The organism is Actinomyces marseillensis (assembly GCF_900155605.1).
Lineage (GTDB): Bacteria > Actinomycetota > Actinomycetes > Actinomycetales > Actinomycetaceae > Pauljensenia > Pauljensenia marseillensis.
Window position 1 is genome coordinate 1,910,715 of sequence record NZ_LT707420.1, and the last position, 26,642, is coordinate 1,937,356.

The following is a 26,642-nucleotide window of genomic DNA, read 5'->3' on the forward strand; positions in this document are numbered from 1 at the left end:
ACAGCGAAGGCGCGGTGGAGAGACCACCGCGCCTTCACTTAGTGTTCACGAATCACTTCGGGGAGTTCGTGGACTCAACCTTCAGTTCGCCCTTCTTGATCTGATCGGTGAGTTTGGTGAGCTCATCCTTCAGATCCTGAGGAACCTTGGAATCGAATTCGTGGAAGGGAGCGATGGAGACACCACCGTTTTCCAGAGTACCCACGTAAGGAGTCGCGCTGAACTTGCCGTTCACAGAGTCCGTGATGGCCTGCTCAACCGAAGCACCGATTTCCTTCATGACCGAGGTCAGAATGATCGACTTGTAGTCGGGGGCAGATTCGTACCAGTCGGAGTCAACACCAATGATGTAGGTCTTGCCATCGGCCTTTGCAGCAGCAGCTGCGCCCAGGCCCACAGGACCAGCGACGGGCATGATGATGTCAGCGCCCTGGTCGATGAACTGCTGTGCCTGCTGCTTGCCCAGTGCCTGGTCATCGAAGGACTGGGTGAAGGAGCCGTTCTGGGTTGCCTTGTCCCAGCCGAGAACCTGGACGTTCGTGCCCTTTGCCTTGTTGTAGGCTGCGACACCATCGGCGAAGCCGTCCATGAAGACGGTAACCGAAGGAATCTGGATGCCACCGAAGGTGGCGACCTTGCCGGTCTTGCTCATTCCCGCTGCGGCGTAACCAGCCAGGTAAGCAGCTTCAGCGGTGTTGAAGAGCAGAGGACGTGCGTTCTCAACGGTTACGGTCTTGTTGGAGTCGTCCGAGAAGGAAGAGTCAACAAGTGCGTAGTGGACGTCCTTGTTCTCGTTTGCAGAGGCGTGCAGTGCCTTCTCCAAGTTGAAGCCAACGCCGATGATCAGATTGCAGCCGTCGGAGACCATTGATTCAGTGTTGGGTACGAAGTCCGACGAAGAGGAGGACTCTGCCGTGTTGATCTGAATGCCGAGCTTCGACTGTGCGGCCTTCAGGCCGTTGTATGCGGATTCGTTGAAGGACTTGTCGTCCCAACCGCCAGCATCAGAAACGGCGCAAGCCTTGAAGCTTGCGCCATTGGAAGATGCGCTCGAGGTCGAGCCAGAATCCGAAGAGGGCTTCGAACCGGACGAGCACGCGGTCAGTGCGAGCGTAGCAACGCCAGCGACTGCAACGATTCTTGTGAGGGTCTTCATGCCGTTATTCCTCCAAGTAGAGTGTGTTGATACACAGTAGGTTGGTTGCGACAGCGCGAATCAACCACTTGGAAGACACGCGCACCACCGCTTGCGAGAACGCATACGTGTGCTGCGTTGACGCCCTTTTAGAGTTTCTCCCATCACGTTCGGACGCGTCAAGGCGAATCGGCCTCAGCGCGATAACGAATCGATAAAAGTTATATTTTCCGTCCATGCATACGCCTGTGGGCGGCAGGATTTCTTCATCCCACCGCCCACAGGCGCAGGTCACTCGGGCTTTCCACCGGCATATCCCGGCGAATACCGAGTTCCTATCATGCAAACTTGCGACGCATCACCAAGCCGAGTCCACCCATACCGAGAGCGGCCAAAGCGACCAGCGCGGCCTCGGAACCGGTACGTGCCAGCTTCTTGCCCGCAACGCCCTTTGCCTTCGCCCCCGCAGCGCCCGGCTGTTGTGCCGCAACCGGGCAGGTGACCTGAACGGTCAAGCCAGAGGCCTCGGGAACGACGGTGCCAAAGTCGGTCTCAACGGTAACGGGAAGCGAGAGCACTCCCCCTTCGGGCTTGGCAGCGCACACCGACATCGGCAGCGAGGCCTTCAGAGTTGCCTGGCCAGCGCCGTCGGTTGTGATAATCGAGGCCTCATCGGATGCGTGCTCTTCGCGCAGTGAGTTGTTGACGCTTGCATTGACAGCTACCGCTCCGAAGGAAACCTTGACATTCTGGGTCTTTCCGGGGCCCTCGGAGAAGGACAGGCCGCGCAAAGGCACGGTGAATTCCTGATCGGGAGTCACCGGATCGCTCGGGAGCGTCACGCCAATTGCCTGCTTGAGAGTCGCAGCCTTGATGCCATTGTGTGCAGCCAGATACTCGTTGAACTTATCGCGGTCGAGGTTACCCAGAACCGTCTTCGTTCCACGGGTCAGTGCCGGGAAGGTGTCGCCTCCAGCAAGGAGGAAGGTCACCGACCCAACCGTGTACTCCTTGTTCATATCAATGGGCGCACCATTGACGAGCAACGAGGTAATGCGCTCACCGTAGGGCTTGGAAGGATCGTAGGTGTACTGGACATTCTTTGACAGACCAAGCTTGAGCAGCGGGCGCGAGTTCTGCGAGTTCAGGTTCGTCTTCCACTGTTCTTCCAGAGCATCCTTCACATCAGAGCCCTTGATGGTCACGTATCCCAGCTCGTTCGAGAAGGGCATGACGTCGTAGCTCTGCTTGTAGGTGATGGTGCCATCGCTACCGGGTTCAAGATCTGCACGCAGACCGCCAGCATTGATCATGCCGATATCAACGGGGTTGCCATCGGGTGTGCGGATTGTTTCACGCATCGCGTCAGCAGCCAGGTTGCCCAGGGTCGACTCGATACCGCGGTTACCGCCCTTTTCGATGCTTCCATCGGGGGCCTCGAAGATGCCGCGGTGGAAGCTCTCGGTGTAGCCCCGTGCCACGACCTGGGCACCGGCGACGGCCGAGGCCTGCTGCGCGCGGGTGACAACTGCCTTCGTCTGCGGGTCTTCACCGCACTCGTAGACGGTTGCAGCAGGGATCAGCTTGGTGTCGGCCTTGACGACCTTTCCGGTCGCCGTATCGTAGGAGATCTGAATCAGGCCCAGGTTATCCGTGTAGGAACCGGAGGCAACGCCCGCCAGAAGGGGGTTCTGAGAGGTGAGCTCGACCGCCGAATCGACATGGTCAAACTCGTAAGGAACGTGCGTATCGCCACCCATGAGGCCGTCAACATCGGGGCCCATCTTCGGGTAGTTGTTCTTCACGTCATCGTCAAGCATGGCGATGACGATCTGCGCGGTTCCGTCCTGCTTGAGTTGCTTCGCCAGGGTGTTGATCTTGGCGATTGGATCCTTGAAAGTCAGGCCTTGAGTGGTTCCGGGGCTGAGCTTGTAGGGAACGTCCTCGGCAATCGCACCGATGAACGCGACGGTCACCCCCGAAGGAGAGGTCCACAGCTTGTACTCTCCCAGGTAGGGAGTGCCCGCTCCCCACGTTCCCATTCCTTCAACGTTTGCAGCAAGGTAGGGGAAGTTCGTTTGAACGAACTCAGAGGGGTTTGAGCCATCGACGCGCTGCTTGAAGACTGCCTGGCCCATATCCAACTCGTGGTTGCCCATGGTCGAACCCAGGGGATGCATCGTGTTGAGCGCTTCGATGGTCGGGTTATCCTTCAACGCGCCCGAAGTGTAGGGAGACGCGCCAATGTTGTCGCCCAGCAGGGTGAAGCTTGAGTTCGGGTTCGCTGCGCTTGCTCGCTTGAGATAGCAATTCATCGCAGGAAGACCCGCCTCGACGACCTTGCGGGTCTTGCGATCCTTTTGCATCTCGATGTGTCCGTGCACATCGGTGAGGTTGTACAGGTCCAGGGTGACGATATCGGATGCGCCGCGATCCGTACCAGCCGCGGGGGCCGGCGCGGGGGTGGCCTGGCTTGCCGAGGCCGTGGCTTCGGCGGCGGGGGTCGGCGCGGTGGCCTCGGGGCTGGCCTCCGTCGTCGAAGTCGCCTCGCCGGCGGGGTCTGCGAAGGCAGCTAGAGGCGTTGCGAAGAGCGCGAGGGCTGCGCCGGTCGCAATCACCGCCCTTCGGGTTCGAGTGAGCATATTGTTTCCTCTCATGATGGTTGGGTGAAGGTCAGAGGGTCCGGCGGCGCATGGCGCAGGCTGCCACGCCCAGCACCAGGGCTCCGAGAGCCAGTGGAATGGTTTCGTTCACGCCGGTCGAGGCCAGCTTGGAGCGCTTCTGCTTGGCTTTTGTTGCCGAGGCAGACTGTTCGGGTGTACCTGCGGGGGCGCCGGGGTTAGCCGAGGCCTGAGTCGAAGGCTGGGCCGAGGGGCCAACCGGCGGCTGGGCGATCGGGGTGATGAGGTTCAGTCCGATGATCTCGGGATTGTGATCGGAGGCGCGGTAGGGGTTGTCCGCCTCGAAAGCCAGGTAAGCGTTGTAGTTGGCGCGTGAGTATTCGAAGGCGATGCTTTCTTGTGCGTTCACCGCCCACGACTTCACCTCGGTGATCAGCGGGTGTGCCGCAGAGTTCGCGAAGACGTGGTCCATCGATCCAGAGCGACCGCCATAGACGTAGGAGGAATCACCGTGGCCCGACTCGTGGGCCCAGCCCGCATCGGTCAGGACTTTCAGGGGGTCTTCCTTCGTATAGGCGTTGAAGTCTCCGACAAGCAGTGTCGGGGTTCCGTTGAAACGCTGTGCGAAGGTGGCAAGTGCGCGGGCCTGCTTGACGCGGACTCCATTGGAGTTGCCCTGTCCATCGCCATTGTCAGTGTTGGCTGCCGCTTCCGCGCCGGACAAGTTCTTGGGTGCAGATCCCTTGGACTTGAAGTGGTTGGCAATGACAACGAAGTTCTTGCCATCGTGATTTGCATCAGTAATCGGCTTGAATTCTTGAGCCAGGGGCTGACGCGCAAGGCCCGTGTACGCCGGATCATCGTAAATGACAGAGTCGCCGACCGGGGTAATTGTTGCCTTCTTGTAGATGAAAGCAATGCGGATGACGTCTTCGTTTGCGGGAACGGTTGAAGGACTAGGGACATAGGCCCAGACCTCGGATCCTGCAGCTGCATTGAGCGCATTGACGAGGCTCTTGAGCGCGCCGTCACGGTCGGTGCTGACACCGGATGCTACGGGGTTTTCGATTTCTTCCAATGCCACGACGTCGGCGTCGATCGTGTTAATGGCCTGCACGATCTTGGTCTGCTGGTTCGCGAAAGCTTGCGATGACCAGGCGCCGCGGAGTTTACAGTTCTTATCGGTCACGTATTTGTGGTTGCGATCCTCGTATCCCTTGCATCCGGCTTCGTTCTCGCCCAGGTCAGAGAAGTAGTTGAGGACGTTGAAGGTTGCGACCTTCGTATCGCCACTGACTGTAGGAGCAGCGGGCCGCTCCCCCGTGATGGTCACCGGCGAACGATCAGGATTTCCAGCGGTCATCTGCGTGGGTTGGAAGACGAAGCTCCCGAAGCGTGATTCCAAGACAACAGGTTTCGTGAAGGTCACGTGGTAGCCCACGCGAGCAGGGGCTCCGTTGGCAAGGTAGGCGTAGCGTTCTTTGTGCCCGTTTTGCTGGAAGTTCGTCAGGTCTGTGGTCGAGGCATCGTCCAGGTCGATGGTCTTGGCGGCGTTTTCGGCCTCGTAGGCTTGGGCAGGAGCGCCAGGGGCAACAACGTCGGTCGCGGTCCGCAAAACCTCGGTTCCGGGAGTGAGCGAAAGAGTCCCGTAGCGGTTGGTCTTGTAGTTATCGGTAATCGTCCACGTGTCCTTGGGCAGAACCAGCATGGATTCAAGCGCTTCCATCTGGTCTTGAGTGGGCACACCGCTCAGTTCCGTTGGCTTGACAGGATCACAATCAGCGGCAGTGGTGATACTTTGCGGGAGCAATTGGGTCAGGCTCTGCGTTGCGGCGGTTGCATTTTTNGATCCGTACCAGCCGCGGGGGCCGGCGCGGGGGTGGCCTGGCTTGCCGAGGCCGTGGCTTCGGCGGCGGGGGTCGGCGCGGTGGCCTCGGGGCTGGCCTCCGTCGTCGAAGTCGCCTCGCCGGCGGGGTCTGCGAAGGCAGCTAGAGGCGTTGCGAAGAGCGCGAGGGCTGCGCCGGTCGCAATCACCGCCCTTCGGGTTCGAGTGAGCATATTGTTTCCTCTCATGATGGTTGGGTGAAGGTCAGAGGGTCCGGCGGCGCATGGCGCAGGCTGCCACGCCCAGCACCAGGGCTCCGAGAGCCAGTGGAATGGTTTCGTTCACGCCGGTCGAGGCCAGCTTGGAGCGCTTCTGCTTGGCTTTTGTTGCCGAGGCAGACTGTTCGGGTGTACCTGCGGGGGCGCCGGGGTTAGCCGAGGCCTGAGTCGAAGGCTGGGCCGAGGGGCCAACCGGCGGCTGGGCGATCGGGGTGATGAGGTTCAGTCCGATGATCTCGGGATTGTGATCGGAGGCGCGGTAGGGGTTGTCCGCCTCGAAAGCCAGGTAAGCGTTGTAGTTGGCGCGTGAGTATTCGAAGGCGATGCTTTCTTGTGCGTTCACCGCCCACGACTTCACCTCGGTGATCAGCGGGTGTGCCGCAGAGTTCGCGAAGACGTGGTCCATCGATCCAGAGCGACCGCCATAGACGTAGGAGGAATCACCGTGGCCCGACTCGTGGGCCCAGCCCGCATCGGTCAGGACTTTCAGGGGGTCTTCCTTCGTATAGGCGTTGAAGTCTCCGACAAGCAGTGTCGGGGTTCCGTTGAAACGCTGTGCGAAGGTGGCAAGTGCGCGGGCCTGCTTGACGCGGACTCCATTGGAGTTGCCCTGTCCATCGCCATTGTCAGTGTTGGCTGCCGCTTCCGCGCCGGACAAGTTCTTGGGTGCAGATCCCTTGGACTTGAAGTGGTTGGCAATGACAACGAAGTTCTTGCCATCGTGATTTGCATCAGTAATCGGCTTGAATTCTTGAGCCAGGGGCTGACGCGCAAGGCCCGTGTACGCCGGATCATCGTAAATGACAGAGTCGCCGACCGGGGTAATTGTTGCCTTCTTGTAGATGAAAGCAATGCGGATGACGTCTTCGTTTGCGGGAACGGTTGAAGGACTAGGGACATAGGCCCAGACCTCGGATCCTGCAGCTGCATTGAGCGCATTGACGAGGCTCTTGAGCGCGCCGTCACGGTCGGTGCTGACACCGGATGCTACGGGGTTTTCGATTTCTTCCAATGCCACGACGTCGGCGTCGATCGTGTTAATGGCCTGCACGATCTTGGTCTGCTGGTTCGCGAAAGCTTGCGATGACCAGGCGCCGCGGAGTTTACAGTTCTTATCGGTCACGTATTTGTGGTTGCGATCCTCGTATCCCTTGCATCCGGCTTCGTTCTCGCCCAGGTCAGAGAAGTAGTTGAGGACGTTGAAGGTTGCGACCTTCGTATCGCCACTGACTGTAGGAGCAGCGGGCCGCTCCCCCGTGATGGTCACCGGCGAACGATCAGGATTTCCAGCGGTCATCTGCGTGGGTTGGAAGACGAAGCTCCCGAAGCGTGATTCCAAGACAACAGGTTTCGTGAAGGTCACGTGGTAGCCCACGCGAGCAGGGGCTCCGTTGGCAAGGTAGGCGTAGCGTTCTTTGTGCCCGTTTTGCTGGAAGTTCGTCAGGTCTGTGGTCGAGGCATCGTCCAGGTCGATGGTCTTGGCGGCGTTTTCGGCCTCGTAGGCTTGGGCAGGAGCGCCAGGGGCAACAACGTCGGTCGCGGTCCGCAAAACCTCGGTTCCGGGAGTGAGCGAAAGAGTCCCGTAGCGGTTGGTCTTGTAGTTATCGGTAATCGTCCACGTGTCCTTGGGCAGAACCAGCATGGATTCAAGCGCTTCCATCTGGTCTTGAGTGGGCACACCGCTCAGTTCCGTTGGCTTGACAGGATCACAATCAGCGGCAGTGGTGATACTTTGCGGGAGCAATTGGGTCAGGCTCTGCGTTGCGGCGGTTGCATTTTTCACGCCTGAATACTCAGCGACCTTGCCTTTGACGACAACGCACTCACCAATGGAAGGCATCGTCGCAGAAGATTTCCCCATGAAGACGAAGAGGCCATCAGAGGCGGTTCGCGTTGGATCCCAGGTTCCGCCTGTTCCGGGGGTTTGGATGGTAAAGCCCTCAAGGCCCTTGAGGTTTGCGTTCTCTCCCTTGGGGTAAGCCGCGGTCACAACGCCTTTGGTTTCGACCGTCTGATTGATCAGCTGGGAGTCATCGCCATCGCCCGTGGTCTGAATATCCGGGATCGATACCAGCGCACTCACCGCGCGTGTCTGCCGAACATGTGCCGAGGCCTCGACGCTGGGTGTGGGCGTCGAGGCCTGAGTTTCGCTTCCCGATGTCGAGTCATCACTGGGATCCGCGTAGGCAGCTAGCGGCATTCCAAAAAGGGAAAAGGCTACCAGAGCACCGATCACTGTTCGCTTCTTCGCACGCAGCATGTGCAGCTTCCTCTCAAGGTGCACGATCAAAATGCATGGGCGCTGCAAGAACCGCAGTGCCCGGGGCCAGCTCAGAGGATCTACCGAGCTGTAGCCTCAATCATTCAAAAGAGTAGCAAGCTCAAAGGATACAAAAGTACGATTTTCGAATATCCCAGAATCACTCCTGAAAATCGTCAGCAAACCCACAGCTGCGTTTGCGGTTTTCGCACGATATAGGTGGTTTTTCTCCCCTCACAACCCATCACATGAGAAGCTTCGACTCGACAAGCCCGCACCGACTAATCTGGACTCATTAGGACATTTCAGGAAGGAATATCGACGATGTCTCAACCCCCGCTCCCTCCGACTCCTCCAGTTCCGCCGCCCGGACAGCCTTTCCAGCCGGGGCAGCCGGCAGTGACTCCTGGACAGCCGGAGCAGTCTCAACCAAAGAGGCGATCGATCGTTCCTCCACCACCCGAACCTGGACAGCAATACGGGCAGGCGGCTTTTGTTGCGCAGCAATACCAGCAAGCCTCCGGTTTCCAACAGGCTCCCGTGAATCCTCAACAATTCCAGCCAGGCTCCGCATCTGCTCAGCAGTTCCAAGCAACTCCAGTGGGCCAGCAACCTCCGGCAGCTGCATTCCCCGCTTTCATGCCCACGCAACCCCTCGGGGAACCCGGTGAATGCGCGCTCGCGATGCGCGGCCTCGTGAAGATCTTCGGAAACTTGGTTGCGGTGGCAAACCTCAACCTGGACATCCCCAAGGGATCCTTCTACGGCTTCGTCGGCCCCAACGGTGCAGGAAAGTCAACGACCCTCAACATGGCGACCGGTTTGCTTACCCCGGATTCTGGAACTGCTTTCGTCAACGGAATCGATGTGTGGGCCGATAATCTTGCCGCTCGCGCACAGCTTGGCGTCATGCCCGATGGGATGCGCCTGCTCGACCGCCTTTCCGGCCCTGATTTCTTGGTTCACGTTGGAATGCTGCGCGGTTTACCTCGCGAAACTGCTCGCGGGCGCGCGCAGCAGCTGCTGGCAACTTTGGACCTCGTGGATGCAGGTAAGAAGCTCATCTCCGACTACTCGGCGGGTATGACGAAGAAGATCTCCCTTGCTGCGGCCCTCATCCACGCGCCCTCGGTCTTGGTCCTCGATGAGCCTTTCGAGGCGGTCGACCCGGTTTCAGCAGCGAACATCCGCCAGATCCTCATCGATTTCACCCACCGGGGCGGAACGGTCATTTTGTCCAGCCACGTCATGGCGACCGTCCAGCAGCTGTGCACTCATGTTGCTGTGATTAATCACGGACAGGTGTTGGCTTCTGGAACGACTGCAGAAGTGGCGGGCGATATGTCCTTGGATGAGCGTTTTGCTCAGTTGGTGGGCGGCTTGCACACGAGCGAAGGGCTGTCATGGTTGGCCAACTGATTCGTTTGAAGCTGCGCATCATGTGGAACGTGATGTGCAAACAAGTCGTCGTGCTGCTCCTGTCGCTCATGGCGCTTCTTTATGGTTTGGCAATGGTTGGCGCTCTGTACGTTGGCGTCGGAGCTTTACATGAATCTATCCCACCAGAATTCATCATGCTCATCGGGCCCCTGGTTTTCCTCGGGTGGCTAATCCTGCCATTGTTGTTCTCGACGATGGATAACACCCTGGAACCACGTCGTCTCTCCCCTTTCGTTGCACCCTCACCCAAGCTTGGCTTTGCTCTTGTTGCGGCATCAGCGCTTGGAATTGGCGGGATTTTTTCATTACTCCTCTTCCTTGTACCCGCCTGGTTTTTCTTAACTCGCGGTGAATTACTGCTCTCACTAGGCGCAACTTGCGCTGCTGTTCTCACCCTCCTCACTGCGGTCATTTGGGCAAAGTCCGTAACCACGTGGGCGGGAAACCAGGTTTTGAAAAACTCGGAACGCAAGAATTTTGCGTCTTTTGTCGGTTCGATGATTTTCGTTGCAGTTTTCGCACCGATGGGAATCTGGACACAGTTTCTTATTCGCAATTTTTCCTACGACGCAGTTCTTGCCTTCGCTTCCAAGGTCTACACCACACCTTTCGGTGCTTTTTTCGGGGTACTCGAGTCCTTAAGGCAAGGGGACTACCTCTTTGCGGGAATTCGCTGCGCAATCGGCCTTGCGACTCTCGCCCTTGGTTGGGTCGTTTGGATCCGCGTATTGAAACCGTCGATGTACGGCAGCGCAAACCGTGTCTCCGCCAAAGCGCGCGAGGCCATTGAGGCTGGCCGCTACCACGTTGATGAGGCACGCGCCGAGGCTGAATTGGCAAAGCAGCGCTCGGATTCACGTTCAGCAGGACTCAAGCGCGTTCAACGCTGGCAGGCGCTCGGGCTTTCAGGCCGCTCGGCTGCGATGGCGACGAAGACGGCTTACTACTGGCTCCACGATTCTCGACTGTCAGTGTCCTTGGGCTCGACGATCCTCTTCCCGGTGATGGCCGTTCTCATGGACTACATGATTGACAGTGACGTGCGTGAATTCATGCCTTTCACTTTCGGCTTTTTCCTATACCTTGCTCCGATCGTCATCGGCGCAAACATCGGTGCGAATATGCAATATGACTCCACAGGCGCATGGGTGCCGATTGCTGCCGGAATGACCGGGCGCGAAGATCGTTTAGGCCGCCTCTTGGGGTCACTCGCTATTGTTACCCCGGTTATCCTTGTGGCCTCGGGAGCGGCATGCGTCATTATGGGCAAGAGTGTGCTTGATATCGTCTACACACTGTGCTTGTGCATTCTCTTCCTGACTGCTTCATCAGGAATCGCAACGGTTGTCGGAAGCCGCTGGGTCTACCCCGTTCAGCAACCTGGCGCATCGCCTCTATCAACGCGAGGCGCAGGGGCTGGAATGGTGGCGATGTGGGCGACCTCTGCTGCCATGCTGGGCGGTTTGTTAGTCGCTTTGCCCGGCTGGCTTGCCTTGATGTTTACCAATGGCACAGGAATCCCCTTCATTATCGCTGTGGTCGTGTCTTTGGCCTGGAGCGCAGCCATCATCGCAATTTCAGTGGTGTGGGGTGGACGCTTGTGGGACCGCTATAAGGTCGAGATGCTGACAACAATGAAGTCATGGGCGGGAAACTAGAAGTCTCGTTTTCCACCGTTTTACATATGGGTGTGGCCCGCAGGAATTCCTGCGGGCCACACCCGTTATACGCGATATGTTCAGCGAGCCTGGTAGGTCAGGCAGTCAGCGCCGGCGGATCCCACGCGAATCGCAGAGGCGGTGCATTCCAGACCGGTGTTGAAGGAGCAATCTGCCTTCTGGCAGGCGCCAACAACCGGGCTCTTGCGCTCGAGGCCACCACGAACCGAGAGCGGAACGAAGGTTGCGCAGGTACGTCCGTAGCCGATGGTCACGGCGCCAGCAGCGCAGCCATTGTTGTTGTACGAGCACTCCGAAACGGAGCAGTCCTGGACCAGGGGAAGGTCGATGGTCGTCATGATGTTCTCCTTGAAGAGTCGACACAAATTGTTAAGACCCCTCAAGGATGCATGTTTTATTTCGAAAAACGTAGAGCAGCGTTTTTTGCGCGGAATATCAACGAAAACCGGGTGTTGTTTCCAAAGAATGTTCACGTAATTACGATAAAGTCCAACCGGCTATTTACCTCAGGTTAGGCTGTGCTACACAAGGTATGGCACTGCGAGTTCTACTCGTCAAGAAGCTCTGCATTCAGTAGCCAAGCTTCTTCCAACTCGTCAATTTCCTGGCGAATCTGAGTTGACTGCGCAGACAAATCCGTCATCTCTTCCAAGGCACTTTGATCCTCAGCAATACGCGCAGCACATTCAGCAAGTTCTTCTTCGACCTTTTCAAGGCGTGTGCGCAAGGTATCGATCTTGCGTTCAAGCCGTGCGCTTTCTTTCTTTGCCGCTCGTCGCGCAGCAGAATCAGTCATCCCCGAGCCTGTGGCGCCTGCGGAAGATTCCTCCCCCGCCGCATTTCCAGATTGACGAGGCCCTGCCGCACTTTCGCGAGCATCGAGAGACTTTGCGCCACCGGCCTCGCGAATACTCAAGTATTCTTCGACTCCCCCGGGAAGGGCGCGAAGGCTTCCATCCCCCAAAAGTGCAACCTGGTGATCGGTCGCGCGCTCAAGAAGATAGCGATCGTGGCTGACAACAACCAAGGTTCCCGGGAAGGCGTCGAGGAGGTCTTCCATTGCGGCCAAAGTATCCGTGTCAAGATCGTTCGTCGGCTCATCGAGAAGAAGAACATTGGGCTCAGCCATGAGCAGGCGCATGAGCTGAAGCCGACGCCGCTCACCACCAGAGATCTCACTGACCCGCGTCCACGCACGCTCGCGAGTAAAGCCCATTCTCTCCGTCATTTGCGAGGCGGAAACTTCCTTGCCATCAACAATCACGCTATGGGCGACCGCGTCCACGGCCTCGACAACGCGAAGATCACTGAGCTCGTCAAGCTCGTGCGTATCCTGCGAAAGGGTAGCGATCTGGACGGTTTTTCCGCGTTTCACCCGGCCGCTTGTTGGCTCCAGATCACCACGAAGAAGATTAAGGATCGTCGTCTTACCCGCCCCGTTCACGCCGACGATTCCCACTCGTTCCCCCGGGGCCAAGCGCCACGTCACGTGGTCAAGGATCGTGCGCCGGCCACCCTGCGGAGTCTCGAAAGAAACGCTCACGTCTTCAAGGTCGACGACGTCTTTACCCAGACGAGCGGTCGCCATCTTGACCAATTCAACGCTGTCCCTAGGCGGAGGCACGTCAGCGATCAGGGCCTCGGCCGCAGCAATGTGGAACTTCGGCTTCGACGTTCGAGCCGGGGCTCCGCGGCGAAGCCACGCGAGTTCTTTGGTCAAAAGATTCGCGCGCTTCTTTGCGGCGACATCGGCTTGGCGGACGCGCTCGGCTCGCGCCAAAGTGTAAGCAGCGTAGGAGCCATCATAGATTTCTACGCGACCGGGGATCTGAGGACGAGAACCACCCGGGTCGATCCCGGGAACGACTTCCCAAATGGTCTCGCACACTGCGTCCAAGAACCAACGGTCGTGGGTGACAGCGATCAGCGCGCCGCTTGCACCTGGGCGTGCAAAACGTGCGTTCAAGTGGCGCGCGAGCCAGGCAACGCCTTCCACATCAAGGTGGTTCGTTGGTTCATCCAAGCAAACGACGTCGGAGGGAAGTGCGAGTACCCGAGCAAGGTCAACGCGGCGACGCTGTCCACCAGAAAGTGTTCCAACCAGAGCGTGCAGGTCGATATCTGCCAAGAGACCGGCGTGAATATCGCGGATTGAACTCTGCGAAGCCCATTCATATTCTTCGAGGCCCGGGTGGACAGCATCCATCACTCGAGCATTGTCATCGAGGTGATCTGCCTGCTCGAGCATGACCACGCGCAAACCATCACGAGTGATGACTTGCCCGTCGTCGGGCTGCTGCACCCCTGCAACGAGGCGCAAAAGTGTGGATTTTCCAGCACCGTTGGGTCCCAAGATTCCGATTCGCGACGTGTCTTCAACGCTAATATCGACATCGGCTAAGAGCTGACGCGAACCCGCGAGTGCTCCCAGAGATTGTGTGCCTAGTAGATGTGCCACCTAGCATTCCTCTTCTTCGACAATCGCGCCGAGCGCGGGACCCGAGGCGGGCAGGGTTGCACTCACTTCGGGGCTGCACGCCAACGCCTCCGCAAGCTCGTCGGCGTGGTTCTTGTCGCGGGCGAGCACTGCAATTGTTGGGCCAGAGCCGGATAATATCGCTGCGCAGGCACCGGCTGCTCGAGCATCGCGAAGCGTTTCAGCGAGCTCGGGATACAGATGGAGCGCGGGGGCGGTTAAGTCATTACTCAACACTGGTGCCACGCTTGTTGCATCCCCCAGCAGCGCACTCTGATCTTCTTGGCTCAATGGCGCCGGCTCTATTCCTGTAGCGCTATTTTCCGCTTCTCTCAAGGCATCCAGTGTTTTGAAGACCTCGGGAGTCGAAAGTCCTCGGTGCGCGCGGACCATGACCCAATGATGGTGCGGCCACGTCGATGCGTCAGAGTCAAGCAAGGGGGTCAGAACATCTCCGCGGCCCTCCCCCACGCTCATGCCGCCCATGATGCAGGCGGGAACATCCGCTCCAAGCCCGCGCCCGATCTGGCACAGTTGCTCGAGGCTCAGCCCTAGTTCCCATAAACGGTTGCACGCTACCAATGCTGCTGCCGCATCCGCCGATCCCCCGGCCATTCCTCCAGCGATGGGAATGTATTTATCCACGCGGATCGACACTCCCGCGCTGGTTTGTGCCCAGGGACCCGTAGCTGCGAGCTTCTGGAGGACTTTTGCCGCGCGGTAAGCCAGGTGCGATGTGGGATCTAGCTCGCTCATGAGCTGGGTCGCACCCTGGTCAATGCTTCCGTCTGCAGCATATGCATGGGTTTCGATGTGAATCCCCGGCGACTTGGCCGTGCGCACACTGACGTACTCGCGGATATCCAAGCATTCGAATACAGTGACGAGGCCGTGGTAGCCCTGCGCATCCGGCTGACCAGCGCGCAGGATGAGGTTCACTTTCCCCGGTGCGGATGCACGTACCTCACGCACTGGGCGACTCCGCCTGGCGTTCCTTCGCGTAACGGTCTTGAGCAGGGAGAGGAATTGTTCCTTCTGCTCTCATTTCGAGCAGAGCGCGACCAAGTCGCACATAGTCCTCGATCCCGAGCTTTTCGCCTCGAATAGAGGAATCCACTTGAGCGCGATCGCACAGCTCTTGGGCATTGTCTGCGCCTCCCGCCCAATTCTTCAAGGCGGCGCGCAGAGTCTTGCGCCGCTGCGAGAAGGCGGTGTCGCAGGCCTCGAAAGTCGCAAGACGCAAGGCGGTATCTCCGCGCGGGGTCTCCAAGCGACGCAGGGATACCAGCGCCGAATCGACGTTGGGAATGGGCCAAAACACGGAACGTCCAATGGTTCCGGCGCGGTTCGCATTCCCGTACCAGGCGGCCTTGACGGAGGGAACGCCATAGGTTCGCGAACCCGGCTCTGCAGCCAAGCGGTCTGCGACCTCGGCTTGGACCATGACCAGGGCATAGTCAAGCGAAGGGAAAGACTCCATCATCGACAGCAGCAAAGGTACTGCGACGTTATAGGGAAGATTTGCGACCAAGTGCGTGGGAGCATCCCACTCAACCCCAAAGTCCGCCAAGCCTTCGATTTGCACGGCGTCACGATTAACAACGTGGAGACGCTGGGCTGCATCGGGCATGCGTTGAGCAACGGTCACGGGCAGGGCGCGAGCTAAAACGGGGTCAATTTCGATCGCCCGAACCCACGCACCGGCCTCGAGAAGACCGAGGGTCAGGGAACCTAGGCCCGGCCCAACCTCAACGACCTGAGTTCCCTCGCCGATCCCCGCATCTCGAACGATACGGCGGACGGTTCCAGCGTCGTGAACGAAGTTCTGTCCCAGGGTTTTCGTGGGGCGCACTCCCAGCGCTTCGCAGATCGCGTGCACTTCGATAGGGCCAAGGAGCCCACTCTCGCTGGGCTCTGCGTCACTGGGCAGACGCGGGGTTGAATAACGACGGGTTGAACTCACGCACCCATCCTAATTGATCAGTACCAACCGACGGAGTTTGAATGCGCGAGCGCCGAACACGGCCTGCCGTAGCGACCCGCAATGTATCCCAGACCCCAGTTGATTTGAGTAACGGGGTTAGTCTGCCAATCCGCCCCTGCCGAGGCCATCTTGCTTCCCGGGAGAGCCTGCGGAATACCGTAGGCGCCGGAAGAGGCGTTCTTCGCGTAGGGATTCCAATGGGATTCGCGATTCCACAGGGCAACGAGGCACTGGAACTCGGAGTCACCCCAGCCTCTTGCAGCGACCAAAGGTTTGGCGAGGCTCCGCGGGTCTTCACCCGAATAGGTCAGCGGAATATTGGCCGCAACCATCGCCTGTGCAACTTCGGCGGAGTTGCCACCAGCAGCGGTAATTTCAGCTGCACTTGAGAGCGTACCGAGTTTTGCGCGATAGCGAATGGAACGGGTCCCATCCTCTTCGGTCTTTTCTTCGAGCGTTGCCTTGGGGTCAAGTCCGGCTTCAATCAGAGCCTTCGGGGTGACCTCTTTGGTTCCGATCGAACGGATTTGTGCACTGGGCTCGCGAACCACCTTCGAGTTGAGCGGCGCCTCGAAGCGTTCACCGCCGTCAACGTTTTCACTCCAGGTCATCTCTTCGGCTTCGCCTTCAACGCCCTTGGTCGTCACCTGTTCTTCGCCGGCAAAAAGCTGGTCGGAGTCTTGGCGGTGTTCTTCAAAGGGAATGGCGACCTTGCGAGGAGCAAGAGAGCGCGTGACCTTGTGAATATCGATTGAGAGCCCTTCTACGGTGGACTTGACTTCGACTCGATCAAGGGGACTCAGGGTAATTCCCTCTTTTTCCAGGATCGAGCGGGTATCCATGCCTTCTCGTGCGGTAATCGTTCGTGTATTTCCGTCAACGATGACCTTGACTTGTCGGGTCTGCGAAACCAGCGGGGTCAGGCTCGAACGCGACTGGGAACGATCGACTGCAAGAATTGCTTTCCCAGAATCCACTCCCATATCTGCAAGTACCCCTTCAGCCGAAGGAGCTGTAGACCACAGCGTTTTGCGGGAGCCGTCAATACTGAGCGTGTAGGGCTTTGCAGTGCGCACAACGATGGTTTGCCCGTCGCTGACCTGTTGGTGAATTGACGGCTGGACGAGGTCGTGTTCTGCGACCTCAACTCCGGCCTCGTTCAAGACACCGGAAACCGAGTGCGCCCACGTCGAAACGGGGCGGATCACTCCGTCAACTTCAATATTGACCGTCGAGTGCTCGTGGGCAACGCCAATCCCCGCGATCCCGCACAGCACGAAGCCAGCTGCGCTCGCAGTGACGAGGACAGCTTGCTTCGATGGCTCCCAAGAGTGGGCGCGGGGACGGGAGTGGCGTGCGGATGTGGTCACAGAAGTCCTAGCGATCGAGCGCAGGCCGGCCACTGTCCCCATCCGGAGCGGGCCTGGAGAGCCTGGGCGCGCTGAGTCTGCTCAGCTGCCGAGGCCTCGGAAGGCAGTCCGGTACCGCCCATTGCGCGCCACGTAGAAGCAGAGAATTGGTAGAGACCGTAGTAGCCGTTACCGGTGTTTGTTGCGGGGTTACCGCCGGATTCGCAGCGCGCGAGAGCTGCCCAGACGTCATTTCCGGTCACGGTTGCCGACGAGCCTGATGAAGACGATGCTGCGGACGATGACGAGGCCGTCGTCGTTTCCTTCGTTCCGATCTTGACGATCTGCTTGACCGGTTCGGTGCGGTTCTCGGACACTACTTGGCTGACGATTTCTTGACCATCGCGACGCTCAACGTAGACGCTCCTCTTGATGGACCCATCGGAGCCTTCTTGGGCAACCCGGCGGGTTCCCTTTGCCAAGGTGGAGTCTTCTTGTTCTTCAACTTCCTTCGTCAAAGTTTCTTCACGTTCTTCAACGCCGCGCTGAACACGGATCACTCGAAGGAAGCTTCCCTGCTCATCGCTGGTGAAGACGACGCGGTCGAGGAAGGAAACCTCAACACCGGCTTGGGAAAGAAGATCGGAGGCACTTGCACCTTGGCGTGCGTCAACCGTGTGGGTCTGCCCGTCGGCAACGACGCGGATAGGACCGCTCGCCGTCAGAGCAGGAAGCTCTGCACGAGAGGTTGAACGATCAGCGGCGATAATGGCGCCCTTCGTGCCGACTTGTCCCAGCAAGTCATCAATATCGGTTGCAGTCGACCATGTGGGAGTGGAAACACCATCGATATCGACCATGTACTGCTGAGCGCGGCGAACAAGGATGGTCTGTCCGTTACTCACCCGTTCATGGAGTGAAGGTGCGACAAGGTCATGTGAAGAAACTTCAACACCCGCGGTTGCTAAAACGTCAGAGACCTTGCCCATAAACCCTGAAACGGGGATAGACACACCATCAACTTCCAGAGTGACATCACGGAAGGACGAGGCGACGGCAGTACCGGCGATTCCGGTGACGGTCATAGCAGCAACTGCAGCGCTAGCGATAACAGCCTTGCGCGAGGGGTGTTGAATGTTCATATAGCTCCAAACTTCGGAGGTTTCGCCCTGGCAGTTTCACGAAGAAATGCGGCTCGCATGCGAGCCTGCGGCGAACGGACACTTCACACGCTACGGGGAAAATGAAATCCAAGCGAGCGATAGTGATACGGAACATACACATAAGCCACATAAATCACAGTTGTCACACTTGCAACAGCGGTCGGATGAGAGATTGATAAGTCAAATTGGCGTTTATTCAGGGACGAACACTAGGATGGGGAAAGATTGTCACCGCTGCAAAGAAGGGACCGTGAATAATGAAGTCACGCCAACGCGGGATCTACGCGCTTGTAACGTGCATCGCCTTGGGAGTGTCCATGGCGGCATGTGGATCCTCGTCCAACGGATATATCCAGGGGGACGGGTCAGAACCCGGTTACCAAAAGACGGTCTTCTTCTCAACAGAACCCAACCAAGATCTCAGCGATTTGAGTTCTGTCTCTCCTCAGCCGGAAGGCAAGGAAACATTCAGCCCCGAAGATTCAAAACTCTTCCTCAACCGCTACATGCTGCGCTACAACAAAGACAGCCACTTACTTTGGGCAACGACCGATCGCGGTTCCTTCTCGTTCACTTTTAAAGGCGTAACGGTATTGCCGCAGACAACTCAAGATGGTCACAAGATCATCAAGGTTGATTACACCATGGAGAACCATTCACGGAAGAAAGAGACTCCCGACAATGCCCTGCGTTGGGTGTTCTACATGGCTTCTTCTCCGCTTCCGGGCACTGATATTGCCAAGCAATACGCTGCTCACACCATCGATGATCCAGATCAGTTGACGATTTTTAAGCTCACTGACGTCGAATCACAGCTATTGAAGGCACCTGACACCAGCCAATTCACCTCCGATGACGCTCAGGTGAAGGCTGCGAGCGAACCGGTCGGGAACTACTACGACCTCTCGCGAGACGAACAGCAAGCCGTATATTCTTCACTCTTCGTTGCCCCGAGTGACCTCAGTTCAGTGAGTTTGAACTTCGTGGCATGCACGAACGGGAAGGGCCTAACCGCAGATATTTACTGCCGCGTCGAGCAACCGCTGGAAGGATCGCTTCAATGAGACTCGCACATACATTCAGTCGCGCCATTGCTGCGCTTGGCATTTTCACGGTGCTTTCTTTTGCCGTTCCTGCCGCAGCTCATGCGGACGACAGCGTTGACCAGCTCAAGAAGAACAATCCTTCAGCTTACGAGTGGGCCGAGGGAGTTCAGGAGGTCAAGCAGGGCGATAGATTGATCGTTCCGACCCAGATGTCGCTCAAGAACTTTGAGACCCGTAAGGATATTGCCCCCTCAGGACAAGGTGCGCAATACACTCCGCCCTTCTCTGTTTATTCCGATGCAACGCTCACCGTTGATCTCGGTTTCAGCGTAGCGAGCTATGGTTCTCAGGGCCTTGCAATTGCTCCTAACCCGATCACCCTCATGACCCGTTCCCAAGCCAGCCCTTTGGCGGATATCACTGGGAACTCAGGCTGGGGACTTCTTCCCATGTACTACCTGGTCCAATACAACGACCTTGACACAGGCAAACTTCTAGAACGTCCGATTGTTCGTCGTATCCGCGTCAGTGACGAAGGTTTCCTCCCGCGTCCCCAAAATGTGGAGATCGATGAGGAAAACAACGGAACTTTTACCGTGTCGTGGGACCCGGTCGAAGGTGCCGAGAGCTACTACCTGGTTCATCTCAATAGCACAGATGACAAGGGAGTGACCCGTCTAAATCCCAAGTTAATGGCGGAAACTGCAGCCACTTCATGGAACTCCGATCAGCGCGAGGAAGGGGAACGCAAGCTTGACAGGCAGCTTAATACCGCGCTCAAAGATTTCTTCACCGAAGAAGACTTCAAAGGATTGGAATCATCTGGTGGTTTCACCGATGAACAGCTCGATGCCATGCTCAATGGCAAAGGCGATCAGATCGCTGTCATCGCCAAGAAGGGCGTGAAGGTTTCCAAGATGTCCGATTTGCTCGACATCGAAGGAACGATGGGAAACACCCCCATCAAGATCGCATCGAACGCGTGGCTCCAGTTGAATCCGAACAACTCGGTTTTCCAAAGTCTGAGCGATATCCCGACCCAGATTCCTATGGTCATGGCGGATGGACACACCCGCGTTCTTCCGATCATTGTCGACCCTGAGCGCAGTTGGATCGAAACGAGCAACCCCCGCACTACGCAAAATCCGCAGGCAAGCTTGCACGTGTCCTATCACGTCGGACACAGCCGTTTCACGGATACTTTCATCGTCCACAATTTCGATCCTTCGACGTATCTCAACGATCTGACAAAAATGAAGGAAGAGCAAGAGAAGACACAGACCGGCTACATTGCCCCCGATCTGACTTACTCCAAGCAGACAACGACAAAGTCCACAGCGCCTGATGATAAGATTGCACGCACCTTCCCGGATACTCCTATGCAGGTCCTTGGCACAACTGCACTGTCAAAGTACCTTGCTGCCAATATGATGAACGGCGCAGCAGACATCGATATCTCACAGTTCAAGGATGACGCGGCAACGACCACTCAGATCCAGACGGCATTCTGGGAAGCGAAGAATCAGAATGGTCTCGTGCCTTGGGGTTACCCTTCTCTTTCTGAAGATGGAAAGATCCTCCATGTCGAATACGGCACCGAGGATGCCATTGAGCAGCATCTTTCCCCCAAGGACTACACCTCTCAAATCAACTCGGCAGCGGACAAGGTTGTTGCCGACATCATCAAGCCGGGCATGGATGATGCAGCCAAGGTACGAGCAATCAACTCGTGGATGATCGAGCACACAACTTACAACTATGCCGGATTGGATAAGATGGTAGAGTTGTGGAAAGATCCTGACCGGAAGAAGCACCGCTTAACTCACGATCTTTTCCCCGACCACGATTCAGGTGGTATTTTCTTCAAGGGAACAACCGTGTGCGAGGGCTACGCAAACACATTCCAACTTCTCGCGACCAAGTCGGGTGTTGCCTCAGTAGTGGTCACTGGTGATGTTACTTATTCCGATGGCAGTAGCATCGGACATGCGTGGAACCAGGTCAAGATCAACGGCACCTGGAAGACGGTGGACGTTACCTGGAATGACGGAGGAGACTCTCGTCAAGAAGCGATTGAAACTCGCTACCTGATGATCGATAACAACTCCCCGCTCCTCACTAAGCAGCGTACCTGGAAGGATCCTGCACTGAAGAAGATCCTCTAAGGAGATCAGGTCTACATATGAGTGGTGGGGCCTCCGACAGGGAGGCCCCACCACTGTGTTTCAAGCTAAACGCAAGCATTCACGGTATTTGCGCGAGCATTCACGCACAGTCTCCCGTTGAGTCGAGTGTTTACCAGCTCCCGTAGACCCTTTCAGTGTTCTCACGAAGCTGCACGCACGCGCGTTCTTCTGAAACACCCCATAGCTCAGCGATAAAGCGAACAGTATGCGCCATCACGTAGGAAGCATTCGGGCAGCCCCGCCACGGCAAGGGAGTCAAATAGGGTGCATCTGTTTCAACCAAGATCAGTTCGGGGGGAAGGGCCGCGAAAGCTTGACGAAGATCCTCGTTCGCTGGATAGCTGATAGGACCGGCAAAAGACGCATACCACCCATGTTCAGCCAGAACAGATGCCATCGCCACATCCCCTGAAAAACAGTGGAAGACAATGCGCTGATCGGGATTCGCGCACTCACGCACAAGCTCGATGGAGTCCTCGTGCGCCTCACGATCATGAATCTGCAACGGCAAATCATGGCGAGCAGCCATCTCGATATGCGCGCGGAAAGATTCCTTCTGGGCCTCGCGACCAGGATCAGCGGTACGGAAATAATCCAAGCCACTCTCCCCCACCGCAACCACCATCGGGTCACCCAGGCGTTCCTCCACGGCGGACAAGGCCTCGTCAAGGGGAATATGGTGCTCACGCACTTGGGGAAGCAAACCATCGGGGGACGGATCGGCGCACCCAGCGTGCAGCGCGGCCTCGTTCGGGTGGATCGCAAGGGCTACACGCACTCCCTCATGAGCGCGGGCAAGCTCAAGCATCGGATCGAAATAGGGCAGTTCGCAGGCGCTGGAAATCATCCGCGTCACGCCTACCTGACGCGCGCGCTCCAATTGCTCCTCAAGAGGCATCTTCACACCGTCTGCGCGAGGGATCTCCCCCTCGTGGACGGGAAGATGCGTGTGGTTATCGATAACTGACGAGGCCAAAGGCTCGGGAGTATCCGGCCAGGGACGAGGCTTTCGCTTACCCACGGGACCTCCTCAGTGCTGCCAGACGATAGATTCACGTACCTGCTGCGCCGCCTCCTCGCCCAGAAGCTGATGGACCAGCTCGAGACCAAGTTCCAGAGCAGTTCCCGCGCCCCTACTGGTCACAATGTTCCCGTCAACGACAACGCGCTCAGACTGAGCCTGTGCCCCGCCCGCGCTCAGGGCATCCATGAAGCCGGGGTTCGCAGTCGCGCGGCGTCCCTCAAGCACCCCAAGTTCAGCAAGAATCGAGGGAGCTGCACAGATCGCTGCGAGTTTCAGCGAGGCCTCGGCGCGGCGAAGCACCTCGGCGCGCACCTGCGCATTCTCTTTGAGCCTCAAGGTTCCCGGCATTCCACCGGGCAGGAAAACCACCGCGTAGGACGCCAAATCCGCGTCGTCAAGCATAAGATCAGCGACAACCTTGATGCCGTGAGAGCTTGCGACGTGACGCTCATTTTCAATCGAAATGAGGTCCGCCCGAATCCCCGCACGATAGAGAGCATCGACAACCGCAAGGGCTTCGACTTCCTCGAATCCGGTCGCCAGTAGAACGGCGACAGTGTCGGTGGTCGAAAGGGTGGTAGGCGTTGGCATAAGTCCTCCTCAGATGGGCAGCCCGACGCGCGGCACGCGCGCTGCATACCTTCAGGGTAACTCAGACGCGCAGCGGCGCAGTCCGGCTACTCTGAGCGCAGGGCTTCGACAGGGTCTTGGCGAGATGCCCTCGAGGCCGGAATCAAGCCGGCGATAACGGTCAAAGCGACCGAGATCGCAATCAAGATTGCCGCGGTGAGCGGGGATAGCTGAGCAATGTTGCTCACCTGGAAGCCCTGCTCCGCGATCGCATTAACCATGCCGCAGATACCGTAGGTCACAGCAACACCGATGATGCCCGCAATCAGGCCCTCGATAAAGGTTTCCGCGTTGAATACCGCAGAGACATTGCGCTTTGAGGCACCGATCGATCGAAGAATGCCGATTTCTTTCTTGCGTTCAAGAACTGAAATATAGGTGATGATCGCAATCATGATCGAGGACACGACCAGTGAGATCGATACGAAGGCGATGAGAAGCCACGAGATCACGTTGACGATCCTCGTCACTGAGCTCATGAGTACGCCCATGATATCGGTGTAGGTGATGACCTGGTCGGACTTGCCCGCGCTCTCCTTGTCAGTGTTGTACTGATCTAAGACAGCCTTGACGGAATCCTTGTCCTTGAAGGACTTCGGGTAAATCGAGATGCTGCTGGGGGACTTCAGGTCAGCCCACCCCAGATCGCGCAGGTTGGTCTCAAGCGTGGGGACGTTCGTTGAGAACATCGTCGCCATCAAGGCGGCAAGGGACTTCTCATCAAGATTCGACGAGAAGGCCGACGCCATGGCCTCGGGATCGAAGTGGAAGGCGCTGCTCATATTCGTAGCGAATTGGCTCATTGTTGCGCTGATCTGCTGGCCAATTGTCTGCGAAAGCTGAGTCATCATCTGGGTCATGGCCGTCGCCATGGTCTCTTGCAGAACCTGGCCGATCGCCGCAGAGACCCCGCGCATGAGATTGCCACCAAGCTGAGCGGCGATCTGCGCCGAAATTTGATTCGCAAGTTCCGTTGACACCTGAGAGGCAACAGAGGCGAGTGCCGGGTCATCTCCAAGTGCCGCTTGCAAGTTCGTCATTAGCTTCTCGCGGTCAACGACTTGGTCAGAAGAGACGGCGGTATTGATCTGTTGAATGACCGAGGGCTGAGAGAAGTACTCAGAGACCAGCGTGGAAAAGTCCGTGGAGCCACCCGCGGCAATCTGGTTTTGCGCGTAGTCCTGGAATCCCTGAAGGATCTGGCTTGCCTGCGAACTTAAGTACGTTCCTGCCGTGTCCTTCACAGCGCCGTCTGCCAGCGTCTTGCGGATAATCGCAGGGAAGTCAACATTTTGCAGCTGAGGAACGCTCTTGGTGAGCTCTCCCAGATTGAGCTTCGAGGGATCGATCTGCACGGCCGAACCATCGGCGGGAACAAGCTTCGAAAGATCAATATTCGACAAGTCCATTCCCGACAAATCAAGGTTCGAGAAGTCAAGGCTGGACAGGTCCATTCCGCTGAAATCTAGGCCCGAGAGGTCCATTTGCATGGCAGAGGGGTCGATAGAGAAGGCTGCGGAAAGCTTGTTTTGATCGACCGTAAACAAGCTGGACATGTCAAAACCGTTGGAGCGGTCCTTCGAGGAATCCGCAAGTTCTTGGAAAGTCTTACCCGTAAACACGTCGGTCTTCGGGTTCGCCCGCTGATCCTTGACGATCTGACTGTCCTCGGCCTCGCGAATGATCTGGCGGGTCAGCTCAGGGGTGTAGGCAAGACCCTGGCGCAGGGCTCCCCCATGCGAGGAATTTGGCTTCACGATTGCGCTAATGCGCAGCTCTTGGCCCTGGTCGATCAGTTTCTTCATGAATTCTTTATCGGAAGAGTGATCCGACCAGACCTTGTAGTTTTCGTCCCATGTGTACTTTGCGGCGGCGTTGATGCGCTTGTACTTAATCCCCAAAATCTTGTCGTAATCGTACGAGGCCGCGGGGGCGTCGCTCGCCGAGGGGGACGGAGTCGGGGTGGCAGAGTTCTTCTCGCCGATGGTCCCCGAGTAGTACTGACGCATCAATTCATCGAATTCCTTGTGGTCTTTCAGACCCAGGACATACTCCATCAGGTTCGACATATTGCCGTCTTCATCAATGACAAGGACGACTTCGGACGCTGAAGTTGGCCAGTGGCCAGCAAGGATATCGTAGGAGGAGGTGTAAAGAGAGGATTCCTGCGGCATTTGGTAGAAGGCGTTGGTGGCCATCATCGAGGACATGGGACTTCCGCGCATGCCCGTTTCCATCCGATTCATTGCCTGATCGGGACTGACCTGAATATTGTCCTTCGAGGTATCGGCCTGGAAAATCTGCGGGGTGACGTCGTAGTCGTATTCGATGGCGTTGACGAAAGACTTGACATTCCCGCCGTTTCCGTCGAGGAAAGCCTTCAACGAAGCCAAGTCATTCGTCTTCGCGTCGCGAATATTGTCTGCAAGGGTCCTCAGTTTGGAGACACCGACTTTGCCGTCGCTTGGCTTCTCACTGCTAGCGGCTTCCACTTGCGCAGACAGGGCACTGGACATGTCCATCCCGCTCTTTTGAATGGTCAGCGGGTATGCGCCCAAGGTTTCTTCTTCTGTTTGGGCGATGTATGCGTTCGTGCCGTTCGCAAGGGCCAAGATCGCGGCGATACCAATGATTCCAATAGACCCCGCGAAAGAGGTCATCAGGGTACGGCCCTTTTTCGTCATCAAGTTATTGAAGGACAGGGAAAGCGCGGTCAGGAATCCCATCGAGGTGCGGCGCACCGGCTTGGCCTCGCGAACTTCTTCGGTACCCGGGATGAAAGGACGCGAGTCGGCGATCACTTCACCATCCGCAAGCTCGACAATGCGGGTCGCGTATTGGTGCGCAAGCTCCGGGTTGTGGGTCACCATGATGACCAGACGGTCTTGAGCAACATCGCGCAGGAGGTCCATGACCTGAACGCTGGTCTTGGAGTCAAGAGCACCGGTCGGTTCGTCAGCCAAGAGGATTTCCGGATCGTTGATGAGCGCTCGGGCAATGGCGACGCGCTGCATCTGCCCGCCAGAAAGCTGCGAGGGCTTCTTTCCTACGTGCTCGGCCAGCCCGACGCGTTCCAAGGCTTCCATCGCGCGCTTGCGGCGTTCGCCTCGGGAGACACCGGAGAGGGTCAGCGCCAACTCAACGTTGGACAAGATGGTCTGGTGCGGGATCAGGTTGTAGGACTGGAAAACGAAGCCGATGCGGTTGTTGCGGTAGGCGTCCCAATCGCGAGCCTTGTAGTCCTTCGTTGAGATTCCATCGATGACCAAGTCGCCGCTTTGGAAGCGATCCAGGCCGCCAACGACGTTGAGCATCGTCGTTTTACCCGAACCCGACTGACCTAAAATTGCGACGAATTCACTATCCCGGAATGCGACCGAAACGTCATTGAGCGCGACTTGGCGCAGGTTTGCGGTTTCGTAGATCTTGACGATATTTCGCAGTTCGAGCACTGGGATTCCTTCGACCGTTATTTGCTGACCTTTTTAAGGCTAACAAAATCACTGCTGGGGCGACATCGGGGATTCCCCTGGTTGACCGTAAGGG

At 57.5% G+C, this 26,642-nt stretch carries 16 protein-coding genes and 1 pseudogene; 4 read left to right on the plus strand and 13 right to left on the minus strand.

All coding sequences use genetic code 11. The features are described 5' to 3' along the window. Window positions 1-52: 52 nt before the first annotated feature. From BQ8011_RS08420 to BQ8011_RS08445, 4 genes and pseudogenes are all read right to left on the minus strand, one after another. A complete protein-coding gene (locus BQ8011_RS08420) occupies window positions 53-1,156 on the minus strand; it encodes a BMP family lipoprotein (protein WP_072456303.1) in 1,104 nt (367 codons plus the stop codon). A gap of 317 nt (window positions 1,157-1,473) precedes the next feature. Beyond that, window positions 1,474-3,777, minus strand: coding sequence for a bifunctional metallophosphatase/5'-nucleotidase (locus BQ8011_RS08430; RefSeq protein ID WP_077209678.1), 2,304 nt, complete (start codon window positions 3,775-3,777; stop codon window positions 1,474-1,476). Between the two features lie 31 nt (window positions 3,778-3,808). Further along, window positions 3,809-5,608, minus strand: a pseudogene (locus BQ8011_RS08435) (ExeM/NucH family extracellular endonuclease); the annotation flags it as partial. 237 nt (window positions 5,609-5,845) lie between these two features. Beyond that, window positions 5,846-8,119: an ExeM/NucH family extracellular endonuclease gene (locus BQ8011_RS08445; RefSeq protein ID WP_072456307.1), complete on the minus strand. Its 2,274-nt coding sequence runs from the start codon at window positions 8,117-8,119 to the stop codon at window positions 5,846-5,848. Between the two features lie 639 nt (window positions 8,120-8,758). Here BQ8011_RS08445 and BQ8011_RS08455 point away from each other — a divergent pair. Further along, a complete protein-coding gene (locus BQ8011_RS08455; RefSeq protein WP_072456311.1) occupies window positions 8,759-9,538 on the plus strand; it encodes an ABC transporter ATP-binding protein in 780 nt (259 codons plus the stop codon). After that, complete coding sequence (locus BQ8011_RS08460; RefSeq protein ID WP_072456313.1) at window positions 9,523-11,217, plus strand: hypothetical protein; 1,695 nt, start codon at window positions 9,523-9,525, stop codon at window positions 11,215-11,217. The genes BQ8011_RS08455 and BQ8011_RS08460 overlap by 16 nt, the downstream gene beginning before the upstream one ends. 80 nt (window positions 11,218-11,297) lie before the next feature. Here BQ8011_RS08460 and BQ8011_RS08465 read toward each other — a convergent pair whose 3' ends face one another. The 6 genes from BQ8011_RS08465 to BQ8011_RS09210 form a co-directional block, all read right to left on the minus strand. Beyond that, window positions 11,298-11,576, minus strand: a complete 279-nt coding sequence (locus BQ8011_RS08465) for a DUF1540 domain-containing protein (RefSeq protein WP_034501862.1) — start codon at window positions 11,574-11,576, stop codon at window positions 11,298-11,300. A 209-nt stretch (window positions 11,577-11,785) separates the two neighbouring features. Beyond that, complete coding sequence (locus BQ8011_RS08470; protein ID WP_072456315.1) at window positions 11,786-13,696, minus strand: ABC-F family ATP-binding cassette domain-containing protein; 1,911 nt, start codon at window positions 13,694-13,696, stop codon at window positions 11,786-11,788. Continuing rightward, window positions 13,697-14,686, minus strand: coding sequence for a 4-(cytidine 5'-diphospho)-2-C-methyl-D-erythritol kinase (locus tag BQ8011_RS08475; protein ID WP_072456317.1), 990 nt, complete (start codon window positions 14,684-14,686; stop codon window positions 13,697-13,699). It abuts the gene before it with no gap. Further along, on the minus strand, window positions 14,679-15,677 hold the full coding sequence (rsmA, locus tag BQ8011_RS08480) for a 16S rRNA (adenine(1518)-N(6)/adenine(1519)-N(6))-dimethyltransferase RsmA (protein WP_072456319.1): 999 nt from the start codon (window positions 15,675-15,677) through the stop codon (window positions 14,679-14,681). Before rsmA ends, BQ8011_RS08475 begins: the two co-directional genes overlap by 8 nt. A 17-nt stretch (window positions 15,678-15,694) precedes the next feature. Next, window positions 15,695-17,068 carry an aggregation-promoting factor C-terminal-like domain-containing protein gene (locus BQ8011_RS08485; RefSeq protein WP_231945308.1) on the minus strand — a complete coding sequence of 458 codons (1,374 nt, stop codon included), beginning with the start codon at window positions 17,066-17,068 and terminating at the stop codon, window positions 15,695-15,697. Continuing rightward, on the minus strand, window positions 17,065-18,189 hold the full coding sequence (locus tag BQ8011_RS09210) for a resuscitation-promoting factor (RefSeq protein ID WP_072456323.1): 1,125 nt from the start codon (window positions 18,187-18,189) through the stop codon (window positions 17,065-17,067). Before BQ8011_RS09210 ends, BQ8011_RS08485 begins: the two co-directional genes overlap by 4 nt. Before the next feature lie 278 nt (window positions 18,190-18,467). On the opposite strand from BQ8011_RS09210, the gene BQ8011_RS08495 reads away from it, so the two are divergent. Beyond that, window positions 18,468-19,274, plus strand: coding sequence for a hypothetical protein (locus BQ8011_RS08495; protein WP_231945309.1), 807 nt, complete (start codon window positions 18,468-18,470; stop codon window positions 19,272-19,274). After that, window positions 19,271-21,421 (plus strand): transglutaminase domain-containing protein, encoded by a 2,151-nt coding sequence (locus BQ8011_RS08500; RefSeq protein WP_072456325.1) that lies wholly within the window; start codon window positions 19,271-19,273, stop codon window positions 21,419-21,421. The genes BQ8011_RS08495 and BQ8011_RS08500 overlap by 4 nt, the downstream gene beginning before the upstream one ends. Before the next feature lie 130 nt (window positions 21,422-21,551). Here BQ8011_RS08500 and BQ8011_RS08505 read toward each other — a convergent pair whose 3' ends face one another. The 3 genes from BQ8011_RS08505 to BQ8011_RS08515 form a co-directional block, all read right to left on the minus strand. After that, a complete protein-coding gene (locus tag BQ8011_RS08505; protein WP_072456327.1) occupies window positions 21,552-22,463 on the minus strand; it encodes a TatD family hydrolase in 912 nt (303 codons plus the stop codon). Between the two features lie 9 nt (window positions 22,464-22,472). After that, the gene (locus BQ8011_RS08510) at window positions 22,473-23,057 is read right to left on the minus strand and encodes a DJ-1 family glyoxalase III (protein ID WP_072456329.1); all 585 of its coding nucleotides are present in this window, start codon (window positions 23,055-23,057) and stop codon (window positions 22,473-22,475) included. An 86-nt stretch (window positions 23,058-23,143) separates the two neighbouring features. Continuing rightward, on the minus strand, window positions 23,144-26,548 hold the full coding sequence (locus tag BQ8011_RS08515; RefSeq protein WP_072456331.1) for an ABC transporter ATP-binding protein/permease: 3,405 nt from the start codon (window positions 26,546-26,548) through the stop codon (window positions 23,144-23,146). Between the last annotated feature and the right edge of the window lie 94 nt (window positions 26,549-26,642).

What these genes read in the sequence shown, in the direction of transcription:
- BQ8011_RS09210 (WP_072456323.1), bottom strand. Translation starts at nt 18,189, where the DNA reads ATGAACATTCAACACCCCTCGCGCAAGGCTGTTATCGCTAGCGCTGCA.
- BQ8011_RS08495 (WP_231945309.1), top strand. Translation starts at nt 18,468, where the DNA reads ATGAAGTCACGCCAACGCGGGATCTACGCGCTTGTAACGTGCATCGCC.
- BQ8011_RS08460 (WP_072456313.1), top strand. Translation starts at nt 9,523, where the DNA reads ATGGTTGGCCAACTGATTCGTTTGAAGCTGCGCATCATGTGGAACGTG.
- BQ8011_RS08420 (WP_072456303.1), bottom strand. Translation starts at nt 1,156, where the DNA reads ATGAAGACCCTCACAAGAATCGTTGCAGTCGCTGGCGTTGCTACGCTC.
- BQ8011_RS08465 (WP_034501862.1), bottom strand. Translation starts at nt 11,576, where the DNA reads ATGACGACCATCGACCTTCCCCTGGTCCAGGACTGCTCCGTTTCGGAG.
- BQ8011_RS08510 (WP_072456329.1), bottom strand. Translation starts at nt 23,057, where the DNA reads ATGCCAACGCCTACCACCCTTTCGACCACCGACACTGTCGCCGTTCTA.
- BQ8011_RS08445 (WP_072456307.1), bottom strand. Translation starts at nt 8,119, where the DNA reads ATGCTGCGTGCGAAGAAGCGAACAGTGATCGGTGCTCTGGTAGCCTTT.
- BQ8011_RS08430 (WP_077209678.1), bottom strand. Translation starts at nt 3,777, where the DNA reads ATGCTCACTCGAACCCGAAGGGCGGTGATTGCGACCGGCGCAGCCCTC.
- BQ8011_RS08500 (WP_072456325.1), top strand. Translation starts at nt 19,271, where the DNA reads ATGAGACTCGCACATACATTCAGTCGCGCCATTGCTGCGCTTGGCATT.
- BQ8011_RS08455 (WP_072456311.1), top strand. Translation starts at nt 8,759, where the DNA reads ATGCCCACGCAACCCCTCGGGGAACCCGGTGAATGCGCGCTCGCGATG.